The 16,269-nt window shown below is 73.2% G+C and carries 14 protein-coding genes and 1 pseudogene; 9 read left to right on the top strand and 6 right to left on the bottom strand.

Annotated elements, in window-relative coordinates; genetic code table 11:
• Positions 1-190: 190 nt before the first annotated feature.
• Both ftsL and rsmH read right to left on the bottom strand, forming a co-directional pair.
• Complete coding sequence (ftsL, locus tag ACZ45T_RS38280) at positions 191-730, bottom strand: cell division protein FtsL (protein WP_468448953.1); 540 nt, start codon at positions 728-730, stop codon at positions 191-193.
• Positions 727-1,656 carry a 16S rRNA (cytosine(1402)-N(4))-methyltransferase RsmH gene (rsmH, locus tag ACZ45T_RS38275; RefSeq protein WP_468448955.1) on the bottom strand — a complete coding sequence of 310 codons (930 nt, stop codon included), beginning with the start codon at positions 1,654-1,656 and terminating at the stop codon, positions 727-729. Before rsmH ends, ftsL begins: the two co-directional genes overlap by 4 nt.
• Before the next feature lie 278 nt (positions 1,657-1,934).
• Between rsmH and ACZ45T_RS38270 the strand changes: the two genes are divergently transcribed.
• The 4 genes from ACZ45T_RS38270 (at position 1,935) to ACZ45T_RS38255 (ending at position 7,492) form a co-directional block, all read left to right on the top strand.
• A complete protein-coding gene (locus tag ACZ45T_RS38270; RefSeq protein ID WP_468448951.1) occupies positions 1,935-2,549 on the top strand; it encodes a beta-class carbonic anhydrase in 615 nt (204 codons plus the stop codon).
• Between the two features lie 136 nt (positions 2,550-2,685).
• Positions 2,686-3,696, top strand: a complete 1,011-nt coding sequence (locus ACZ45T_RS38265) for an AAA family ATPase (RefSeq protein ID WP_468448949.1) — start codon at positions 2,686-2,688, stop codon at positions 3,694-3,696.
• Entirely contained in the window at positions 3,696-5,081 is a 1,386-nt protein-coding gene (locus tag ACZ45T_RS38260; RefSeq protein WP_468448947.1) for a DUF58 domain-containing protein, read from the top strand. Before ACZ45T_RS38265 ends, ACZ45T_RS38260 begins: the two co-directional genes overlap by 1 nt.
• A complete protein-coding gene (locus ACZ45T_RS38255) occupies positions 5,078-7,492 on the top strand; it encodes a transglutaminase TgpA family protein (protein WP_468448945.1) in 2,415 nt (804 codons plus the stop codon). Before ACZ45T_RS38260 ends, ACZ45T_RS38255 begins: the two co-directional genes overlap by 4 nt.
• A 658-nt stretch (positions 7,493-8,150) precedes the next feature.
• Here the strand turns inward: ACZ45T_RS38255 and ACZ45T_RS38250 are convergent.
• Genes ACZ45T_RS38250 through ACZ45T_RS38240 form a run of 3 tightly spaced genes read right to left on the bottom strand, consistent with a single transcriptional unit; the run spans position 8,151 to position 11,750 of the window.
• A complete protein-coding gene (locus tag ACZ45T_RS38250; RefSeq protein WP_468448943.1) occupies positions 8,151-8,780 on the bottom strand; it encodes a TetR/AcrR family transcriptional regulator in 630 nt (209 codons plus the stop codon).
• A gap of 29 nt (positions 8,781-8,809) precedes the next feature.
• Positions 8,810-10,897, bottom strand: coding sequence for a YhgE/Pip family protein (locus ACZ45T_RS38245; RefSeq protein ID WP_468448941.1), 2,088 nt, complete (start codon positions 10,895-10,897; stop codon positions 8,810-8,812).
• Positions 10,869-11,750, bottom strand: coding sequence for an ATP-binding cassette domain-containing protein (locus tag ACZ45T_RS38240; protein ID WP_468448939.1), 882 nt, complete (start codon positions 11,748-11,750; stop codon positions 10,869-10,871). Before ACZ45T_RS38240 ends, ACZ45T_RS38245 begins: the two co-directional genes overlap by 29 nt.
• A gap of 194 nt (positions 11,751-11,944) precedes the next feature.
• Here ACZ45T_RS38240 and ACZ45T_RS38235 point away from each other — a divergent pair, with 194 nt between their 5' ends.
• The 5 genes from ACZ45T_RS38235 (at position 11,945) to ACZ45T_RS38215 (ending at position 16,111) form a co-directional block, all read left to right on the top strand.
• On the top strand, positions 11,945-12,439 hold the full coding sequence (locus tag ACZ45T_RS38235; protein ID WP_468448937.1) for an SAV_6107 family HEPN domain-containing protein: 495 nt from the start codon (positions 11,945-11,947) through the stop codon (positions 12,437-12,439).
• A 73-nt stretch (positions 12,440-12,512) separates the two neighbouring features.
• A complete protein-coding gene (locus ACZ45T_RS38230) occupies positions 12,513-13,271 on the top strand; it encodes a methyltransferase (RefSeq protein WP_468448935.1) in 759 nt (252 codons plus the stop codon).
• Between the two features lie 267 nt (positions 13,272-13,538).
• Positions 13,539-13,940, top strand: coding sequence for a DUF3040 domain-containing protein (locus ACZ45T_RS38225; protein WP_468448933.1), 402 nt, complete (start codon positions 13,539-13,541; stop codon positions 13,938-13,940).
• Positions 13,941-14,034: 94 nt separating this feature from the next.
• On the top strand, positions 14,035-14,682 hold the full coding sequence (locus tag ACZ45T_RS38220; RefSeq protein ID WP_468448931.1) for a DUF4126 domain-containing protein: 648 nt from the start codon (positions 14,035-14,037) through the stop codon (positions 14,680-14,682).
• Between the two features lie 10 nt (positions 14,683-14,692).
• Positions 14,693-16,111: a phytoene desaturase family protein gene (locus ACZ45T_RS38215; RefSeq protein ID WP_468448929.1), complete on the top strand. Its 1,419-nt coding sequence runs from the start codon at positions 14,693-14,695 to the stop codon at positions 16,109-16,111.
• A gap of 26 nt (positions 16,112-16,137) precedes the next feature.
• Here the strand turns inward: ACZ45T_RS38215 and ACZ45T_RS38210 are convergent.
• Positions 16,138-16,269 (bottom strand): annotated as a pseudogene (locus tag ACZ45T_RS38210) (IS630 family transposase); the annotation flags it as partial.

The following is a 16,269-nucleotide window of genomic DNA, read 5'->3' as shown; positions in this document are numbered from 1 at the left end:
CGAGGCTGAAAGACCGGGGCTCCGCCCCGAACCCCGCTCCTCAAACGCCGGAGGGGCTGACACATCCAGCCTCGCCGGCGTTTGAGGCGCGGGGGTCCGGGGGCGGAGCCCCCGGCGGGTCCGGGCAGCGCCCGGGGAACGGAGGAAGGGCGGGGTGGGGAAGTGCCCCGCAGGGATCCGCGTCACGACGTCACCTGCCTGGGTTGGGGGTGGGCTGCTGCTGCGAGGGCTGGGACGGGGGCGGCGCGGCGCCGGCCGGGGACTGGGCGGCGGCGACCGGGCTCTGCGAAGCCGACGGGGACGCGGACGGCTGCGCGGCCGGTTCCGCCGCCACCGCCGTGCCCGCGACCTTGCCGTCCGGGCCGATGAAGACCGGGCTGCCGCCCGGGACCAGGCCCAGCTCCTGCGCCCGCCGCTGCAGCGCGTCGGGGGCCGAGTAGGCGTCCACGTCGCGCTGCAGCGCCTGCTCCTCGTCCGTGAGGACGGTGGTCTCCTTCTTCAGCTTGCTCAGCTGGAAGGAGCCCTCGTTCAGCGCCGAGTTCAGCAGCAGCAGGCTGATCAGGCCGCCGCCGAGCAGCGCCACCACCAGCAGGACGAACGGCATCCGCGCGGCCTGCCCGCCGGGACGGGGGCGGGCGGGGCGCACCGGCCGGGTGCCGAGCGCCCGGCCGAGGCGGGCCGCCTGCCCGCGGGTGAGCGTGGCGACCTTGCCGGTCCCGGCCTTGGTCACAGTCGCGCCTCCCGGATGCGTTCGACGCCGCGGAACCTCGCCGGGGCGGCCCGCCGGTTCTCGGCGATCTCCTCCTCGGTCGGCAGCTCCGCACCGCGCGTCAGCAGCTTCAGCTTCGGCTGGTACTTCTCCGGGACCACCGGCAACCCGGGCGGCGCCGTGGAGGTCGCGCCCGCCGCGAAGACCTGCTTGACCAGGCGGTCCTCCAGCGAGTGGTACGAGAGCACCGCGATCCGGCCGCCGACCGCGATCCGGTCGACCGCCGCCGGGATGGCCTTCTCCAGGCCGGAGAGCTCGCCGTTGACCTCGATGCGCAGCGCCTGGAAGGTCCGCTTCGCCGGGTTTCCGCCGGTCCGCTTCGCCGCCTGCGGCAGGGCGTCGCGGATCAGCTCCACGAGCCGGGCGCTGTTGGAGAACGGCTCCTTCTCCCGCTCCCGGACGACCGCGGACACGATCCGCTTGGCCTGCTTCTCCTCGCCGTACTGGCGCAGGATCCGTACGAGCTCGCCGGGCGCGTAGGTGTTCAGGACCTCGGCGGCGCTGATGCCCGTCGTCTGGTCCATCCGCATGTCCAGCGGCGCGTCCTGCGCGTACGCGAAGCCGCGGTCGGCTTCGTCGAGCTGCATGGAGGAGACGCCCAGGTCGAAGAGGATGCCCTGGACGGTGGGGATGCCGAGCCCGTCCAGGACCTCGGCCAGGTCGGCGTAGATCGCGTGGACGAGGGTGGCCCGGTCGCCGAAGGGCGCGAGGCGCTCGCCGGAGAGCCGCAGGGCTTCCTTGTCGCGGTCGAGGCCGATCAGGTGGGCCTCGGGGAACCGGGTCAGCAGGGCCTCGCTGTGGCCGCCGAGGCCGAGGGTGCAGTCGACGACGACGGCCCCCGGCCTCTCCAGCGCCGGGGCCAACAGGTCCAGGCACCGCTGGAGCATCACCGGGACATGTCGGGACTCGCTAGTCAAAGCGCCCTCTCAGATAACGGCGCGGCAGGCGTACGCCGCGCCGCGCACGCGGAGTGTTACCAGGGGGCCGGGCGGCCGGTCAGGGCCGGGCTCCGGCCGGTTCGCGTCACTTTAGTGCAACGGTCGCCGCGGTCAACGAACCGCCCCGCGCGCCGTGCACGCCTCTCGGACCGAACCGGCAAAAGGCGCGAATCACCCGGACGGCGGCCTCAGCCCCACCCCTGTGGGTTAGCTCACAACAAGCCCCGTTGACGTTCTTTGTCCGCTCTCACGCAAGGCCCCGACCCGCGGTGACCACTAACGTCGTATGCATGACGACTTCCGCATCCCTCCCTGCAGAGTCCGCGCCCGAGGCATCCCACGGCGGATCCGTCACCGACCGGCTCGTCCAGGCGAACCAGCGCTACGCCGCGCAGTTCTCCGACCCCGGCATGGACGCCCGTCCCGTCCTCCAGGTCGCGGTCGTGGCCTGTATGGACGCCCGCCTCGACCTGCACGCCGCCCTCGGCCTGGAGCTCGGCGACTGCCACACGATCCGCAATGCCGGCGGCGTGGTCACCGACGACACCATCCGCTCGCTCACCATCAGCCAGCGGGCCCTCGGCACCCGCACGGTGATACTCATCCACCACACCGGCTGCGGTCTCGAAAGTCTGACCGAGGACTTCCGGCACGAGCTGGAGGACGAGGTCGGCCAGCGTCCCGCCTGGGCCGTGGAGGCCTTCCGTGACGTGGACCAGGACGTCCGGCAGTCCATGCAGCGGGTTCGCACCAACCCCTTCCTGCCCCACAAGGACGATGTGCGAGGCTTCGTCTTCGATGTGCACACCGGGCTCCTGCGGGAGATCGACCCCAGCTCTTGAGTGACACAAGGCCGTAACGCCGTCAAGAATGCGGGGTGGCACCACCCGGGATCCCCCGGAGCCGGTGTCCGTGTTTCGGGGTGGGCCGGTCATGCGCCAAGGGCGTCGGCCCTGGGAATGGGCCGAGGAGAACCAGGTGACGACGTATGACGACCGAGCGAGCCTCGCGGATCTGACCAGCACGGTGGAGCGGGTGCGCCAGTCGGTCGAGAGCGTGATCGAGGGCAAGCCCGAGGTCGTACGCCTCGCGCTGACCGTGCTGCTGGCCGAGGGGCACCTGCTGATCGAGGACGTCCCGGGCGTCGGCAAGACGATGCTCGCCAAGACGCTCGCGAAGTCCATCGACTGCTCGGTGCAGCGCATCCAGTTCACGCCGGACCTGCTGCCCTCCGACATCACCGGTGTCAGCATCTACGACCAGCAGCGCCGCGAGTTCGAGTTCAAGCCGGGCGCGATCTTCGCGCAGATCGTCATCGGCGACGAGATCAACCGCGCCTCGCCGAAGACCCAGTCCGCGCTGCTGGAGTCGATGGAGGAGCGCCAGGTCACCATCGACGGCACGACGTACACGCTGCCGACCCCCTTCATGGTCGTCGCCACCCAGAACCCGGTGGAGATGGAGGGCACCTATCCGCTGCCCGAGGCCCAGCGCGACCGCTTCATGGCCCGCGTCTCGGTCGGCTACCCCAGCCCCGACGCCGAGCTCCAGATGCTCGACGTGCACGGCGGGCTCTCCCCGCTGGACGACCTGACGGCCGTCGCGCACGCCCACGAGATCGTCAAGCTCATCGAGGCGGTCCGCGAGGTGTACGTGGCCGAGCCCGTCAAGCGCTACGTCGTCGACCTGGTCGCCGCCACCCGCAGCCACCCCGACCTGCGCCTGGGCGCCTCGCCCCGCGCCACCCTGCACCTGCTGCGCGCGGTGAAGGCCTCCGCCGCGCTCGCCGGCCGCGACTACGTCCTGCCCGACGACGTCCAGGCGCTGGCCGCGCCCGTCCTCGCGCACCGGCTGCTGCCCACCGCGCAGGCCCAGCTGAACCGGCGCAGCGCCGAGCAGGTCGTCCACGACATCCTCCAGCGCACCCCCGTCCCCGCCGCGCACGCTCGCGGCGAGATGCCGCCCGGCGCGGGCATCCGGGGCTTCTGATGAGCGCCGGTGCCCCGCGCGGCGCCGGCGGGCCGGGTGACGCGGGCCAGGGTGGTGGCGGGCTGCGCGCGTCGCTGTCCGGGCTGACCACCCGCGGCCGTTCGTTCCTGGCCGCCGGGATCGCCGCCGCGAGCTGCGCGTACGTCCTGGGCCAGGGCGAACTGCTGCGGGTCGGCCTGCTGCTCGCCGTCCTGCCGCTGATCTGCGTCTACGCCCTGCACCGCACCCGCTACCGGGTCTCCGGCAGCCGCCGGCTGACCCCGGGGCGGGTGCCCGCGGGCGCCGAGGCCCGGGTGCAGCTGCGCATGGACAACGTCTCCCGGCTGCCCACCGGCCTGCTGATGCTCCAGGACCGGGTGCCCTACGTACTGGGCCCGCGCCCGCGCTTCGTACTGGACCGGGTCGAGCCGGGCGGGCGCCGCGAGGTGTCCTACCGGGTCCGCTCCGACCTGCGCGGCCGCTATCCGCTGGGCCCGCTCCAGCTGCGGCTGTCCGACCCCTTCGGGCTGGTCGAGCTGACCCGCTCCTTCAGCACCTACGACACCCTCACGGTCATCCCGCGCACCGAGCCGCTGCCGCCGGTCCGCCTGGCCGGCGAGTCCAACGGCTACGGCGACGGCAGCCGCCGCTCGCTGGCCCTGGCCGGCGAGGACGACGTGATCCCGCGCGGCTACCGGCGCGGCGACGACCTGCGCCGGGTGCACTGGCGCTCCACCGCCCGCTACGGCGAGCTGATGGTCCGCCGCGAGGAGCAGCCGCAGCGCAGCAAGGCCACCGTCCTGCTCGACACCCGGCGCCTGGCCTTCGACGGCTCGGGCCCCGACTCCGCCTTCGAGTGGGCCGTCTCCGCGGCCGCCTCCAGCCTGGTGCACATGCTGGAGCAGGGCTTCTCGGTGCGGCTGCTCACGGACACCGGGGACTCGGTGCCGGGCGACGGCGGGGGCGGCTTCTCCTCCGGCGGTCAGGAGTCCGCGGAAGCCGCCGGGCTGATGTTGGACACCCTCGCGGTGGTCGGGCACTCCGACGGAGCGGGCCTTTCGCGGGCCTACGACGCGGTGCGCAGCGGCGGTGGCGGCTTCGCCGGGGCCGGCGGTGACGGGCTCCTCATCGCCTTCCTCGGCGACCTGGACGACGTACAGACGGAGCTGGCGGCCAGGATGCGCCAGCGCGCCGCGGGTGCGGTGGCCTTCGTACTGGACTCCGCGGCCTGGGGCGGGCAGCCCGCGCCGGGGCATGCCGTGGCCCCGCTGGAGGAGCGGCTGCACAGGCTGCGCGACGCGGGCTGGACGGCGCTGGCCGCCCCGCCCGGGGTGGCCTTCGGCGAACTGTGGCGACAGGCCGGGACCGCCGGCCTCGGTACGGGAACTTCCGGAGGTCGGGGATGAGCGGACGGGCGAAACTGACGCTGTTCGCGGCACTGGCGACGCTGCTCACCTCGTGGTCTCTGACCCCGCTGGTCGACACCTCGGCCTGGCTCCTCAAGGCGGCGCCGCTGCTCGCCGTGCAGAGCGCGGTGGGCGCCGGGGCCCGGCGGGTGCCGCTGGCGCGGTCGCTGACCGTGGCCGCGCAACTGCTGGTGTCGCTGCTGCTGCTCGCGCTCTTCTTCGGCGGCAAGGCCGAGTCCGGCGGGACCGGCCCGATGGCGTACCTGGTGACGGATTTCGGCGCGCTCTTCGCGCAGGGCGTCCAGGACGTGGGCGAGTTCGCGATCCCGGCGCCGCCGACGGACGGCATCCAGCTGCTGCTGGTGTCCGGCGTGCTGGTGATCGGGCTTCTGGTGGACGTGCTGGCGGTGACCCTGCGGACGGCCGCCGCGGCGGGGCTTCCGCTGCTCGCCCTGTACTCGGTGGCCGCGGGCCTGGCGGGCGGTGGGGAGGCCTCCTGGTTCTCCTTCCTGCTGGCGGGCTGCGGTTACCTGATGATGCTGCTGGCCGAGGGCCGCGACCGGCTCGCCCAGTGGGGCCGGGTCTTCGGCGCGGTCCCGCGCGACCGTGCCTCGGCCGACTCCGGCCTGAGCAGCGGCCAGGGCGGGCAGGCGACGGCCCCGGTGCGGGCCGGGCGGCGGATCGGCGCGGTGGCCCTGGGCCTGGCGCTGGCGGTGCCGGCGGCGCTGCCCGCGCTCGGCGGCGGGCTGCTGGGCGCGCAGGACGGCGGTGAGAACGGCGGCGGCGCGGGCGGGACGATCTCGGCGGTCAACCCGCTGGTCTCGCTCCAGAGCAACCTGAACACCCAGGACAACCGGGTGGTGCTGAAGTACCGGACGGACAGCCCGCAGCAGAGCGACCAGTACCTGCGGATCCTGGCGCTGGACGAGTTCAACGGGGTCAAGTGGGAGGCCTCCGGGCGGGCCCTGACCGATGTGCCGGAGCGGCTGCCGAATCCGCCCGGGCTCGGTGACCAGGTCCGCGTCTCCTCGGCGGAGGTGAGCACCAGGATCTCGGCGGCGGACAACTACACCCAGCGCTACCTCCCCATGCCCTATCCGGCGACGTCGGTGGAGATCGGCGGGAAGTGGCGGTTCGAACCGGCCGGCCGGACCCTGGTCGGGGACCAGCTGGGCAGGGAGAAGTTCCAGAACGTCCAGGGCGCGATGTACTTGGTGCGCAGTCTGCTGCTGAAGCCGACGGCGCAGCAGCTGCAGAAGGCGCCGGAGGCGAATCCGGCGATCCGCGAGGAGTACACGAGGCTGCCGGACAACCTGCCGCCCGTGGTCGCCGAGACGGCCCGCCAGGTCACGCAGGGGTCGAAGGACGATTACTCGCGTGCGGTGAAGCTTCAGGACTACTTCGCCGTGAACGGCGGGTTCCGCTACAACACGCGGACGGCCTCGGGTACGGGTCCGCAGGCCGTGGCCCGGTTCCTCGCCGACAAGGAGGGCTTCTGCATCCACTTCGCGTTCTCGATGGCGGCGATGTCCCGCTCGCTGGGCATCCCGGCGCGCGTGGCGGTGGGCTTCACGCCCGGCGAGAAGCAGTCGGACGGCAGCGTGAACGTGACGATGCGGGACGCGCACGCCTGGCCGGAGCTGTACTTCGAGGGCGTGGGCTGGACCCGGTTCGAGCCGACGCCGCGGGCGGGCATCAACGTGCCGGACTACTCCCGGCCGCAGACCCCGGCGGCCCAGCCGTCCGCGCCGGCGCCCCTGCCGTCGCAGGCCCCGACGCAGCCGAGTGCGGCGCCGTCGAAGTCCGACGAGTGCCCGCCGGAGCTGAAGAAGCTCGGCGAGTGCGGGGCGGCCGCGGCCGCGCAGGGCACGTCCGGCGACGACGGGCCGTCGGTGACGACGGTCCTCGGCTGGGCGGCGGCCGTGGTGGCGGTGCTGGGTCTGCCCCTGCTCCCGCTGCTGTGGCGCAGCCGGCTGCGGGCCCGCCGGCTGGGGACCCGGGAGGTCCTGGATGCCTGGCGGGAGCTGGGCGACGCCGCGTGGGACGTGGGCGTGGTCCCGGACGAGGCGCTGTCCCCGCGCCGGGCGGCCTCGCGGGTGGTGGACCTGGGCGCTCTGGAGCCGGACGCCGCGGAGGCGGTGCACCGGGTCGCGGGTGCGGTGGAACGGGCCCTGTACGCCCCACCGGGCGCGGAGGTCTCGTACGCGGGGCTCGCGCAGGACGTGCTGCTGGCCCGCGCGGGCCTGCTGGCCGCGGTGAGCCGCCCGGCCCGCCTGCGCGCCCTGCTCTTCCCGCGCTCGGCGGCCCGCCTGTCCTGGGCGGCATCGGCCCGCTGGTCGTCGCTCGCCTCGGCGGCATCGGCCCGCGCCGCCGCGGTCCGGCTGCGCCTGCCTCTGCGCGGGCGCGGCTGACGCGGCCCTGCGGCCCGCCTCCCGGGCTCTGCCCGGACCCGGTCCTCAAACGCCGGACGGCTGAAAGATCCGGCCCCGCCTGCCAATTCGGCCCCGCCGGCACAATCCAGCCCCGTCTGCACAATCCAGCCTCGCCGGCACAATCCAGCCTCGCCGGCACAATCCGGCCCCGCCGGCACCATCCAGCCCGCCGGCGTTTGAGGCGCGGGGTCTGGGGCGGAGCCCCGGTCTTTGAGCCCCGCCGGCGATTGAGGCGCGGGGTCCGGGGGCGGAGCCCCGGTCTCTGAGCCCCGCCGGCGATTGAGGCGCGGGGTCCGGGGGCGGAGCCCCGGGAGGGGCGGGCAGGGGTTCAGGCCCGGCTGGGCCACGGCAGAACCGCCGAACCCGCGGACGCGCAAACGCGGCGAGGCTCGATCCCCCCGAGCCCCGCCGCGTAGGCGTACCGCATCACGGAGGAGGAACCCGGTCCGCTCCGCAGCCCCGTGTCGGCGGTGCGGACCAGGCCTCCTGTCCGTTGCCCCCAGTCTGGCGTCTGCGCAGGTGGGAACCCATCCGCGCACGTACTCATTTCCGCGCCTAGGTACGGATACTCAGCCGCCGCGGCAGGCCCCACCAGTTGTACGGGCTGCGCCGCCCCCGCGGCACCGCCGACTGGGGGTCAGTGCCCGCTGACGCGGCCCCGCAGCAGCAGCGACAGCGCCGAGTGCACGTCGTCCAGCGACCGCTCGCTCTGGAAGGACTGCCAGTCCAGCGCGGCCACCAGCACCATCCCGACCATCGCGGCCGCGGTGAGCTGCACGTCGATCTCGGCGCTCAGCTCACCCCGTTCCACGCCCTCGCGCAGCACCTTCTCCACCACGGCCACCGCCTCCTGCCGGACCACCATCAGCGTGGACTGCCACGCGCGGTTGGTCCGCCACAGCTCGGCGACGTACAGCTGGGTGAAGGCCGGGTACCGGTCGATGAAGACGAGACCGGCCCGGATCATCGCGTCGAGCGCCTCGACGCGCGTGCCGCCCCGTGCCTCGGTCGACTCCGCCGCCTCCCGCAGGGACGCGGTCAGCAGCCCGACGCCGTGCCGCAGGAGCTCCTCGAAGAGGTCGTTCTTGCTCGCGAAGTTGTAGTAGACGGTGCCCTTCGCGACGCCCGCCCGTTCGGCGATCTCGTCGACCGTGGTCGCGGAGAAGCCCTGCTCGGCGATGAGGGTGACGGCTGCTTCGTAGAGCTTCTGCCGGGTGGCCTGCCGGCGGCCTCCGCCGGTACCCGTACCGGTGCTACTGCGTTCCATGGCGCTGATTGTCACAGGTCAACACGTCCCTACAAGCTCAGTTCGGGGTGCAGCCGGTCCATCGTCCACACCTGCTTGCCGCGTGCGGCGAGCGCGGTGAGGGCGAGGGCGCCCGCGGTGAAGGCCACCAGGACCGCGCAGCCCGTCCAGACCGCGGTGAGGTCGCCGCCGGTGATCAGGTGGCGCAGGCTCTGGACGATGTACGACATCGGCAGGTACGGGTGGATGGCGTTGAAGAAGCCGGGGCTCGTCTGTACGGGGTAGGTGCCGCCCGCCGAGGTCAGCTGGAGCATCAGGACGGCGAGGACCAGGATCCGCCCGGCGGCGCCGAACTTGGCGTTGAGCCACTGGACGATCGCCGCGAAGCAGCCGGTGACCAGCATCAGGAAGGCGATGGTGAGGGCCGGGTGGGCCATCTCCAGGCCGAGGCCCCAGTGCAGTACGGACATCAGCAGGCCCACCTGCGCGGCGCCGAGGCCCACCACCGGCAGCCAGCCGGCGAGGGCGACCCGCCAGGGCGAGGCACCCGCGGCCAGGGCCCGCCGGTTCATCGGGGCGATCAGCATGTAGGCGACCATCGCGCCGACCCAGAGGGAGAGCGGGATGAAGTAGGGGGCGAAGCCGGTGCCGTAGTTGGGTGCCTTGTGCAGGGACTGGTTGGCGAGCCGAATCGGGTCGGCCATGACCTGGGTGCGGGTGTCGCGCTGCTGCTGGTCGTAGTCGGGGATCTTGTCGGCGCCCTCGTGCAGGCCGCCGGCGAGCTCGCCGGTGCCGTCGACGAGCTTGTACATCCCGCCGTCGAGGGTGTGGGCGCCGTCGCCGAGCTTGCCGACGCCGTCGCTGAGGGCGCCGGAGCCGGTGGTGGCGCTGCCGAGGCCGGTGTGCAGCTGGGCCATGCCCGTGGCGACCTTGTGGGCGCCGCTGTTGAGGGCGTTGACCTTGGCGACGGCCGCGTCGAGGTCGCTCGCGAGGTGGGGGGCCTTGTCGACCAGCTCGCGGGCCTTGTTCTCCAGGTCGGTCAGCTGGGTACGGAGCTTGGCGACGTCGCCGTTGGCGTTCTTGACCAGGGTGTCGACGTCCCCGGAGAGCAGGGCGGCCTCTGCCATGTCGTCCTTGACCTGCTTCAGCTCCGGGCAGGAGGCCAGGTGCGGCTCCTTGCCCGGGGTGACGCAGTGCAGGGTGTAGTACGCGTCCGCGCGGGCGGAGGCCTTCTTTGCGACGGAGGCGGCGGCCGGGGCCTTCTCGGAGAACTTGTCGAGGTGGTTCTTCACGACACCCGCCGTGTCGGCGACCAGCTTGGCGGTGTCCGCCAGGTTCTTGGGGTCCTTGACGAAGGGCCGGGCCTTGTCGGCGGCCCCGTTGACCTTGTCGGCGAGGCTCTGGGTGCCGTCCGCGACGTCCTTCGAGCCGGTCTCCAGCTTGGCCGCGGCCGAGTTGAGCTTCTTCAGGCCGCTGTTGAGTTCGCCGGTCTTCTCCTCGGCCGTGTCGAGGCCGTCGGCCAGCTCCTTCGCGCCCTCCTTGGCCTTGCCCGCCCCGTCCTTGAGCTTGTCGGCGCCGTCGGCGGCCTCGGCGGTCTTGTCGTGCAGGTCGGAGAAGTTGACGAAGATCTTGTCGAGGAAGCCGCGGGAGGCGTTGGTGGACGCCGCCGAGCGGACCTCGGAGAAGACGGTGCGCGAGATCGAGCCGACGATGTAGTTGTTGGCGTCGTTGGTGCGGACCTGGAGGGCCCCGGTGGTGGGGTCGTCGCCGGAGCTGGAGGCGATCTTCGCGCTGAAGTCGGCGGGCATCGTCAGGGTCAGGTAGTACGTGCCGTTCTCCAGCCCCTTGGCCGCCTCCTTGGCGCTCACCTCGCGCCAGTCGAAGGTCTTGCTGTCGTGGAGCTTCTTGGTGATCTCACCGCCCGCGTCCAGGTGCTTGCCGTCCACGGTCGCGCCGCGGTCGGCGTTGACGAGGGCCACGGGCACCCTGTCGAGGCGGCTGTACGGGTCCCAGAAGGACCAGAGGTACAGGGCCCCGTAGAGCAGCGGCAGCAGGATGAGCGCGACGAGAGCGGCCCGGGGCAGCTTCCCCCGCCCGAACCGCTTCAGCTCAAGCGCGGCCAGCTTCGGCGAGCGCATCGTCCGCCCCCTTCGTGTCGTCGTTCTCGGTGTCGGTGTCGGTGTCGGTGTCGTTCTCGGCGCCGGTGTCCGTGCCGGTCTCGGTGTCCGTGGCCGCCGGGGCGTCCTTGGCGTCCTTGACGTCCTTGACGTCCTTGACGTCCTTGACGTCCGGTTCCTTCGGGCAGGTCCGCAGGACGACCGCGTCGGCGGGCGCCTCACTGCACACGGCGAGGACGGTGGTCCCGCGGGCGGCGATCGAGCGCAGCAGTTCCCAGGCTTCGGCGCGCTCGGTGTCCGAGAGCTTGAGGTCGAGGTCGTCGAGGGCCAGCAGGCGCGGGGATCCGAGCAGGGCGATGGCGATGGACAGCCGTACGGACTCCAGGCGTTCCAAGTCCCGTACGGAGGTGCGCGGGCCCTTGGGCAGCGTGGCGAGGTCCAGTCCGGCGGCGGCCAGGGCCGCGTCGATCCGGGCGGCGGCGCCGGCGCGGCGCTCGGCCCGGGGCCGCAGCAGGGCGCGGACCGGGGCGTCGTAGCGGCGCTGGAGCAGGGCGCCCTCGCGCAGCTGTTCCGCGACGGTGAGGGCCTGGTCGAGGTCGTTGACGCCGGGGACCGGGCCGAGGGCGGTGATGCGGCGGACCGCGGCCATCTTCTTCGGCAGCCGGTGGCGGCCGATCTCGGCGTGGCCCTGGGTGGGCTTCATCCGCCCGGTGAGTGCGAGGAGCAGGCAGGTCCGGCCGCTGCCGGAGGGGCCTTCGACCGCGATGAGCGAGCCGGGCGCCGCGTCGATGCCGATTCCCCGGAAGGCCCAGCCGCGCGGGCCCTTGAGTCCGAAGTCCTCGGCTTTGACGGCCGCGCCGTGCGGGCTGTCCACGCCGTCCCCCTTCTTTTTGAACTGACCGGTCAGTTCAAAAACTAGCATCCCTGGGCGCACCGGGTGCGCAGGAGGGGGCAGTTGGCCGGAAATTTCCGGTCAACTGTCGGGCAGATCGCCCCAAAACCGCAGGTCAGCGCGATTGTCAGTGGGCCCCGTCACGATGGGGGCAACGCATCGACAGGAGGTTCGTCATGGCCACACCGTCCCCGTCCCCTGTCCACCCCGTCCTGCGCAAGTCGACGGCCCCTCCGGCCGCCCTCGACCTGCTCGACAAGGCCCGCGCCGGCCTGGCCGAGGCCGCCCGGCTGACCCGGCCCAACGAGCGGTACGCCACCGCCCACCTCGCGGCGCTGCGCACCGCCGCGGCCGTGCTCGCCGCGCGCGGGCGGCCCGAGCCGGTGCACCCACGGCGGCGGCCCCGGATCCGCAGCGCGTGGGAGGTACTGCCGGAGATAGCGCCGGAGCTGGCCGAGTGGAGCGCGCTCTTCGCCTCCGGCGCCGCACGCCGGGCTCGGGCCGAGGCGGGGATAGCGGACGCGGCGAGCTGCCGGGACGCGGACGATCTGGTGCGCGCCGCCTCGATGTTCCTGCGCCTGGTGGAGCGGATGCTCGCCGTCCGGACGCCCTCGCCGAACCTGGCGCAGGCCTTGCCGGAGCCGCGGGCGGAGCGTCCGGACGCGGGATGAGCTGCACGACTGCCGGAGGCAATAGGGTGGGGCACTGACCGTTCTCCCTTACCGCGCCGAGGAGCCATCAGCCGTGTCGGACACTTCCCGCCCCCGTGCCTCCCTTCGCACCGCCGTGGTGTGGGAGGTCCTCAAGGAGGCGCTCGACCGCCGGGTGAAGGCGACCGGGCGGGACGTGCTGGACGTGCTCGACACCGGCGGCGGCACCGGCAAGTTCGCCGTGCCGGTGGCCCGCCTGGGCCACCGGGTCACCGTGGTCGACCCCAGCCCGAACGCGCTGTTCGGGCTGGAGCGCCGGGTGGCCGAAGCCGGCGTGGCCGACCTGGTCCGCGGGGTCCAGGGTGACGCCCAGGGCCTGTTGGAGGTCGTCGAGCGGGACGCGTACGACGTGGTCCTGTGCCACGGCGTGCTGGAGTACGTGGACGACCCGGCCGAGGGCGTGGCCAACACGGTGGCGGCCCTGCGCTCCGGCGGCACGCTCAGCCTGCTGGCCGCCGGCCTCGGCGGGGCCGTGCTCGCCCGCGCGCTGGCCGGGCACTTCACCGAGGCCCGTACCGCGCTCACCGACCCGGCCGGCCGCTGGGGCTCCGGCGACCCGGTCCCGCGCCGCTTCACCGCCGAACAGCTCTCCGAGCTGGTCGGCGGAGCCGGCCTGGCGGTCGGCGCGGTGCACGGCGTGCGGATCTTCGCCGACCTCGTTCCGGGGGTCCTGGTGGACACCGAGCCCGGCGCGGTGGAGGCGCTGCTGCGTCTGGAGGAGGCCGCCGCGGAGCTGCCCGCCTTCCACGCGGTGGCCACGCAGCTGCACGTGCTGGGCGAGAAGCAGGCCTGAACTGCGATCATCCGCGCACGGAGTCGACCGCACACCCTCCGATCCGGCGCTCCGCCCCGTATGATCAGGGCAGTGACCGGCATGGTGGACGGAGCATTGGGGAATAACGGCCTCAGTGACCGCTCCCGCGGCGGTACGGTTCTGCGCAGTGGTTTTGCTTTTTGGAACGTGGCGTAGAGGGCGGGTATCACGGGGGCGATTCCCCGCCTATCCTGAAGGGGACCCCTGGTCGCTACCCCCCGCGACCGACGGATGAGGAGGACTCCCGTGCCGCTCTCGGAGCACGAGCAGCGAATGCTCGAGCAGATGGAGCGAGCGCTGTACGCCGAAGATCCCAAGTTCGCGACAGCGCTTGAGGGAAGCGGACTGCGTACGTACACCCGGCGACGGGTCTACCAGGCAGTCGCAGGCATTGTGGTGGGTATCGCGCTCCTCATGACCGGTGTGATCATTCCGAACGTGCTTTGGGTCAGCGTGGTGGGGTTCCTCGTCATGCTGGGCTGTACGGTCCTCGTGGTCACCGGTTGGCGCAAGGCACCCAAGCCTGGCGAGCAGCCCGTCTCCGGAAGTACAGGCGGTTCGGCCCGAGGGCAGAACCGGCAGCGTCGGTCGATGATGACCCGCATCGAGGAACGGTGGCAGCGCCGCCGTGACGAACAAGGGCAGTAGCAGCCCCGGACATCGTGAGTGAGGGGACGGTCGCTTCCGTGCGGCCGTCCCCTCACTGCTCTGTCCACGGCTCCGCGTACGGCATGATGATCCAATGAGTGTGCTCCCTCTGGTCTTCACCAGCGGCTGGGCCAGTGGGATCAACGCCTACGCCGTGGTCCTCCTGCTCGGCATCTTCGGCCGGACCGGCCTGACCGACGAGGTCCCCACCTCGCTCCAGCGCACCGACGTGCTGATCGTCGCGGCGGTGCTGTTCCTCTGCGAGGCCGTCGCCGACAAGGTCCCGTACGTGGACTCGATATGGGACACCGTCCACACGGTGATCCGCCCGGTGTCCGGTGCGGTGATCGGCGCGCTGCTGGCCGGGCAGAGCGGCTCGCTCTCCGACATCACCGCCGGCGCCATCGGCGGCTCCACCGCGCTGGCCAGCCATTTCGTCAAGGCCGGCACCAGGATGGCGATCAACACCTCGCCCGAGCCGTTCACCAATGTGGCGATGAGCATCGCCGAGGACCTCGGCGTGGCCGGCCTCGTCACCTTCGCGATGTTCAATCCCGAGGCCGCCGCGATCATCGCGGCCGTCCTGCTGGCCATCGGGCTGGCGATACTGGTCTTCCTCTGGTCCCGGATCCGCCGCTTCCTGCGCCGCCGGGCCCAGCGCCGCGAGGAGAAGCGGCTCGCCGCCGAGAGCCGCGAGGCCACCGGGCACCACCCCGCTGAGCGCGGGGGACACCCTCGATAGGCTCGGCCGCATGGCACGAATTGCGGTGATCGGCGCCGGCATGGGCGCGATGGCGACGGCGGCCCGGCTGGCCGTGGCAGGGCACCAGGTGACGGTGTACGAGCGCGGGGCGACCTACGGCGGAGCCGTGGGCCGCTACGAGCGCGAGGGCTTCGCCTTCGACACCGGGCCCGGGCTGCTGCACCTGCCCGCCGTCTACCGCGACCTCTTCGTGAAGACCGGCAAGCGGTCGCTGGAGGACTGCGTCGACCTGGTCCAGGTGGACCCGGCCGTCCGGCACGTCCTCCCCCGCCACGGCATCGACGTCACCCTCCCGGGCGCCTCGCGCGGCGGTGTCGCCGCCGCCCTCGACTCCGCCTTCGGCCAGGGCGCGGGCGAGCGCTGGAACGCCGTGCTGGGCCGCGCCCGTGACGCCTGGGACGCCACCCGCCGCCCGCTGCTGGAGGAGCCGCTGCGGGCCGGCGCCCGGCAGGCCCTGGGCACCGACCCGTACCCGGCCGTGCGCAGGAGCGGCCTGCTCCGCCGCCGCACGCCGACCCTCGCCGAGGTGGCCGACCGGGAGCTGGGCGGCGGGCTCGGCGAGCTCCTGACCGGCCTGGTGCGCACCTACGGGATCGACCCGGCCACCGCGCCCGGCTCTGCGGCGGTGCTCCCGTACATGGAGCAGACCTTCGGCAGCTGGTACGTGCGCGGCGGGATGCGGGCGCTGGCCACCGCCGTGTACGAGCGCTGCCTGGAGCGCAAGGTCGCCTTCGTCTTCGGCGCGGACGTGCGGGAGGTCCTGGTCCGGGGCGGCCGGGCGGCCGGGCTGCTGCTGGCCGACGGCACCGGGGTGGCCGCCGACTCCGTGGTCTGCGGGATCGACCCCCGGCAGTTGCCGGCGAGTTCCCTGCCGTGGCCGCCGGACGCGGTCCCCGCCCGCGGGGCCGGCGTGCCCGGCCGGATCACGCTCCTGCTCGCCCTGCGCGGGGCCCGCCCCGCGGCGGCCGTCCACCGCAGCCTGGTCCACGCCCCCGGAGCCCAGGTCACCGTCATGCGCCCGGACGACCCGGCGACCCGCCCCGACGAGGAGCACGAGGCGGTCACGGTGAGCGCCGTGCACGGGCCCGGCACCTCGAAGCCCGAGGAGCTGCTGAACCTCGCGGAGAACGCCGTACAGGGCCTGCGGGAGCGGCTGTTGTGGCACGAGGTGCGCACCCCGGCCGATGTCGAGGCCGCGACCGGCGCGCTGGGCGGCGCGGTGCCCCCGCCGGCCCTCGCCGGAGCCGGGGGCCGGCTGCTGCAGCCCGCGAACACGACGGCCGTGCCGGGGCTGTACCTGGCGGGCGGCTGGGCGCATCCCGGCGGCGGGCTGGCGCACGCGGGGATGACCGGGGCGCTGGTGGCCGGGCTGATCGTGGAGGGCGCGGAGTTCCGCGGCTCGCAGTGACCCGGCCCTGATCCGCCGGACACCCGCTAGTGACCTGAGTCAGAGATTCGGTGGCAGTAGGCAGCGACTTTGTCGAGGATCTCGTCGGCTGTCTTCGTCCAGACGAAGGGCCGGGGTTGCTCGTTCCAATGGGCGAGCCAGGACCTGATGTCGCGTTC

It is taken from the genome of Streptomyces sp. NPDC030995, assembly GCF_055571215.1.
This window is presented reverse-complemented; position numbering and strand designations above follow the sequence as displayed.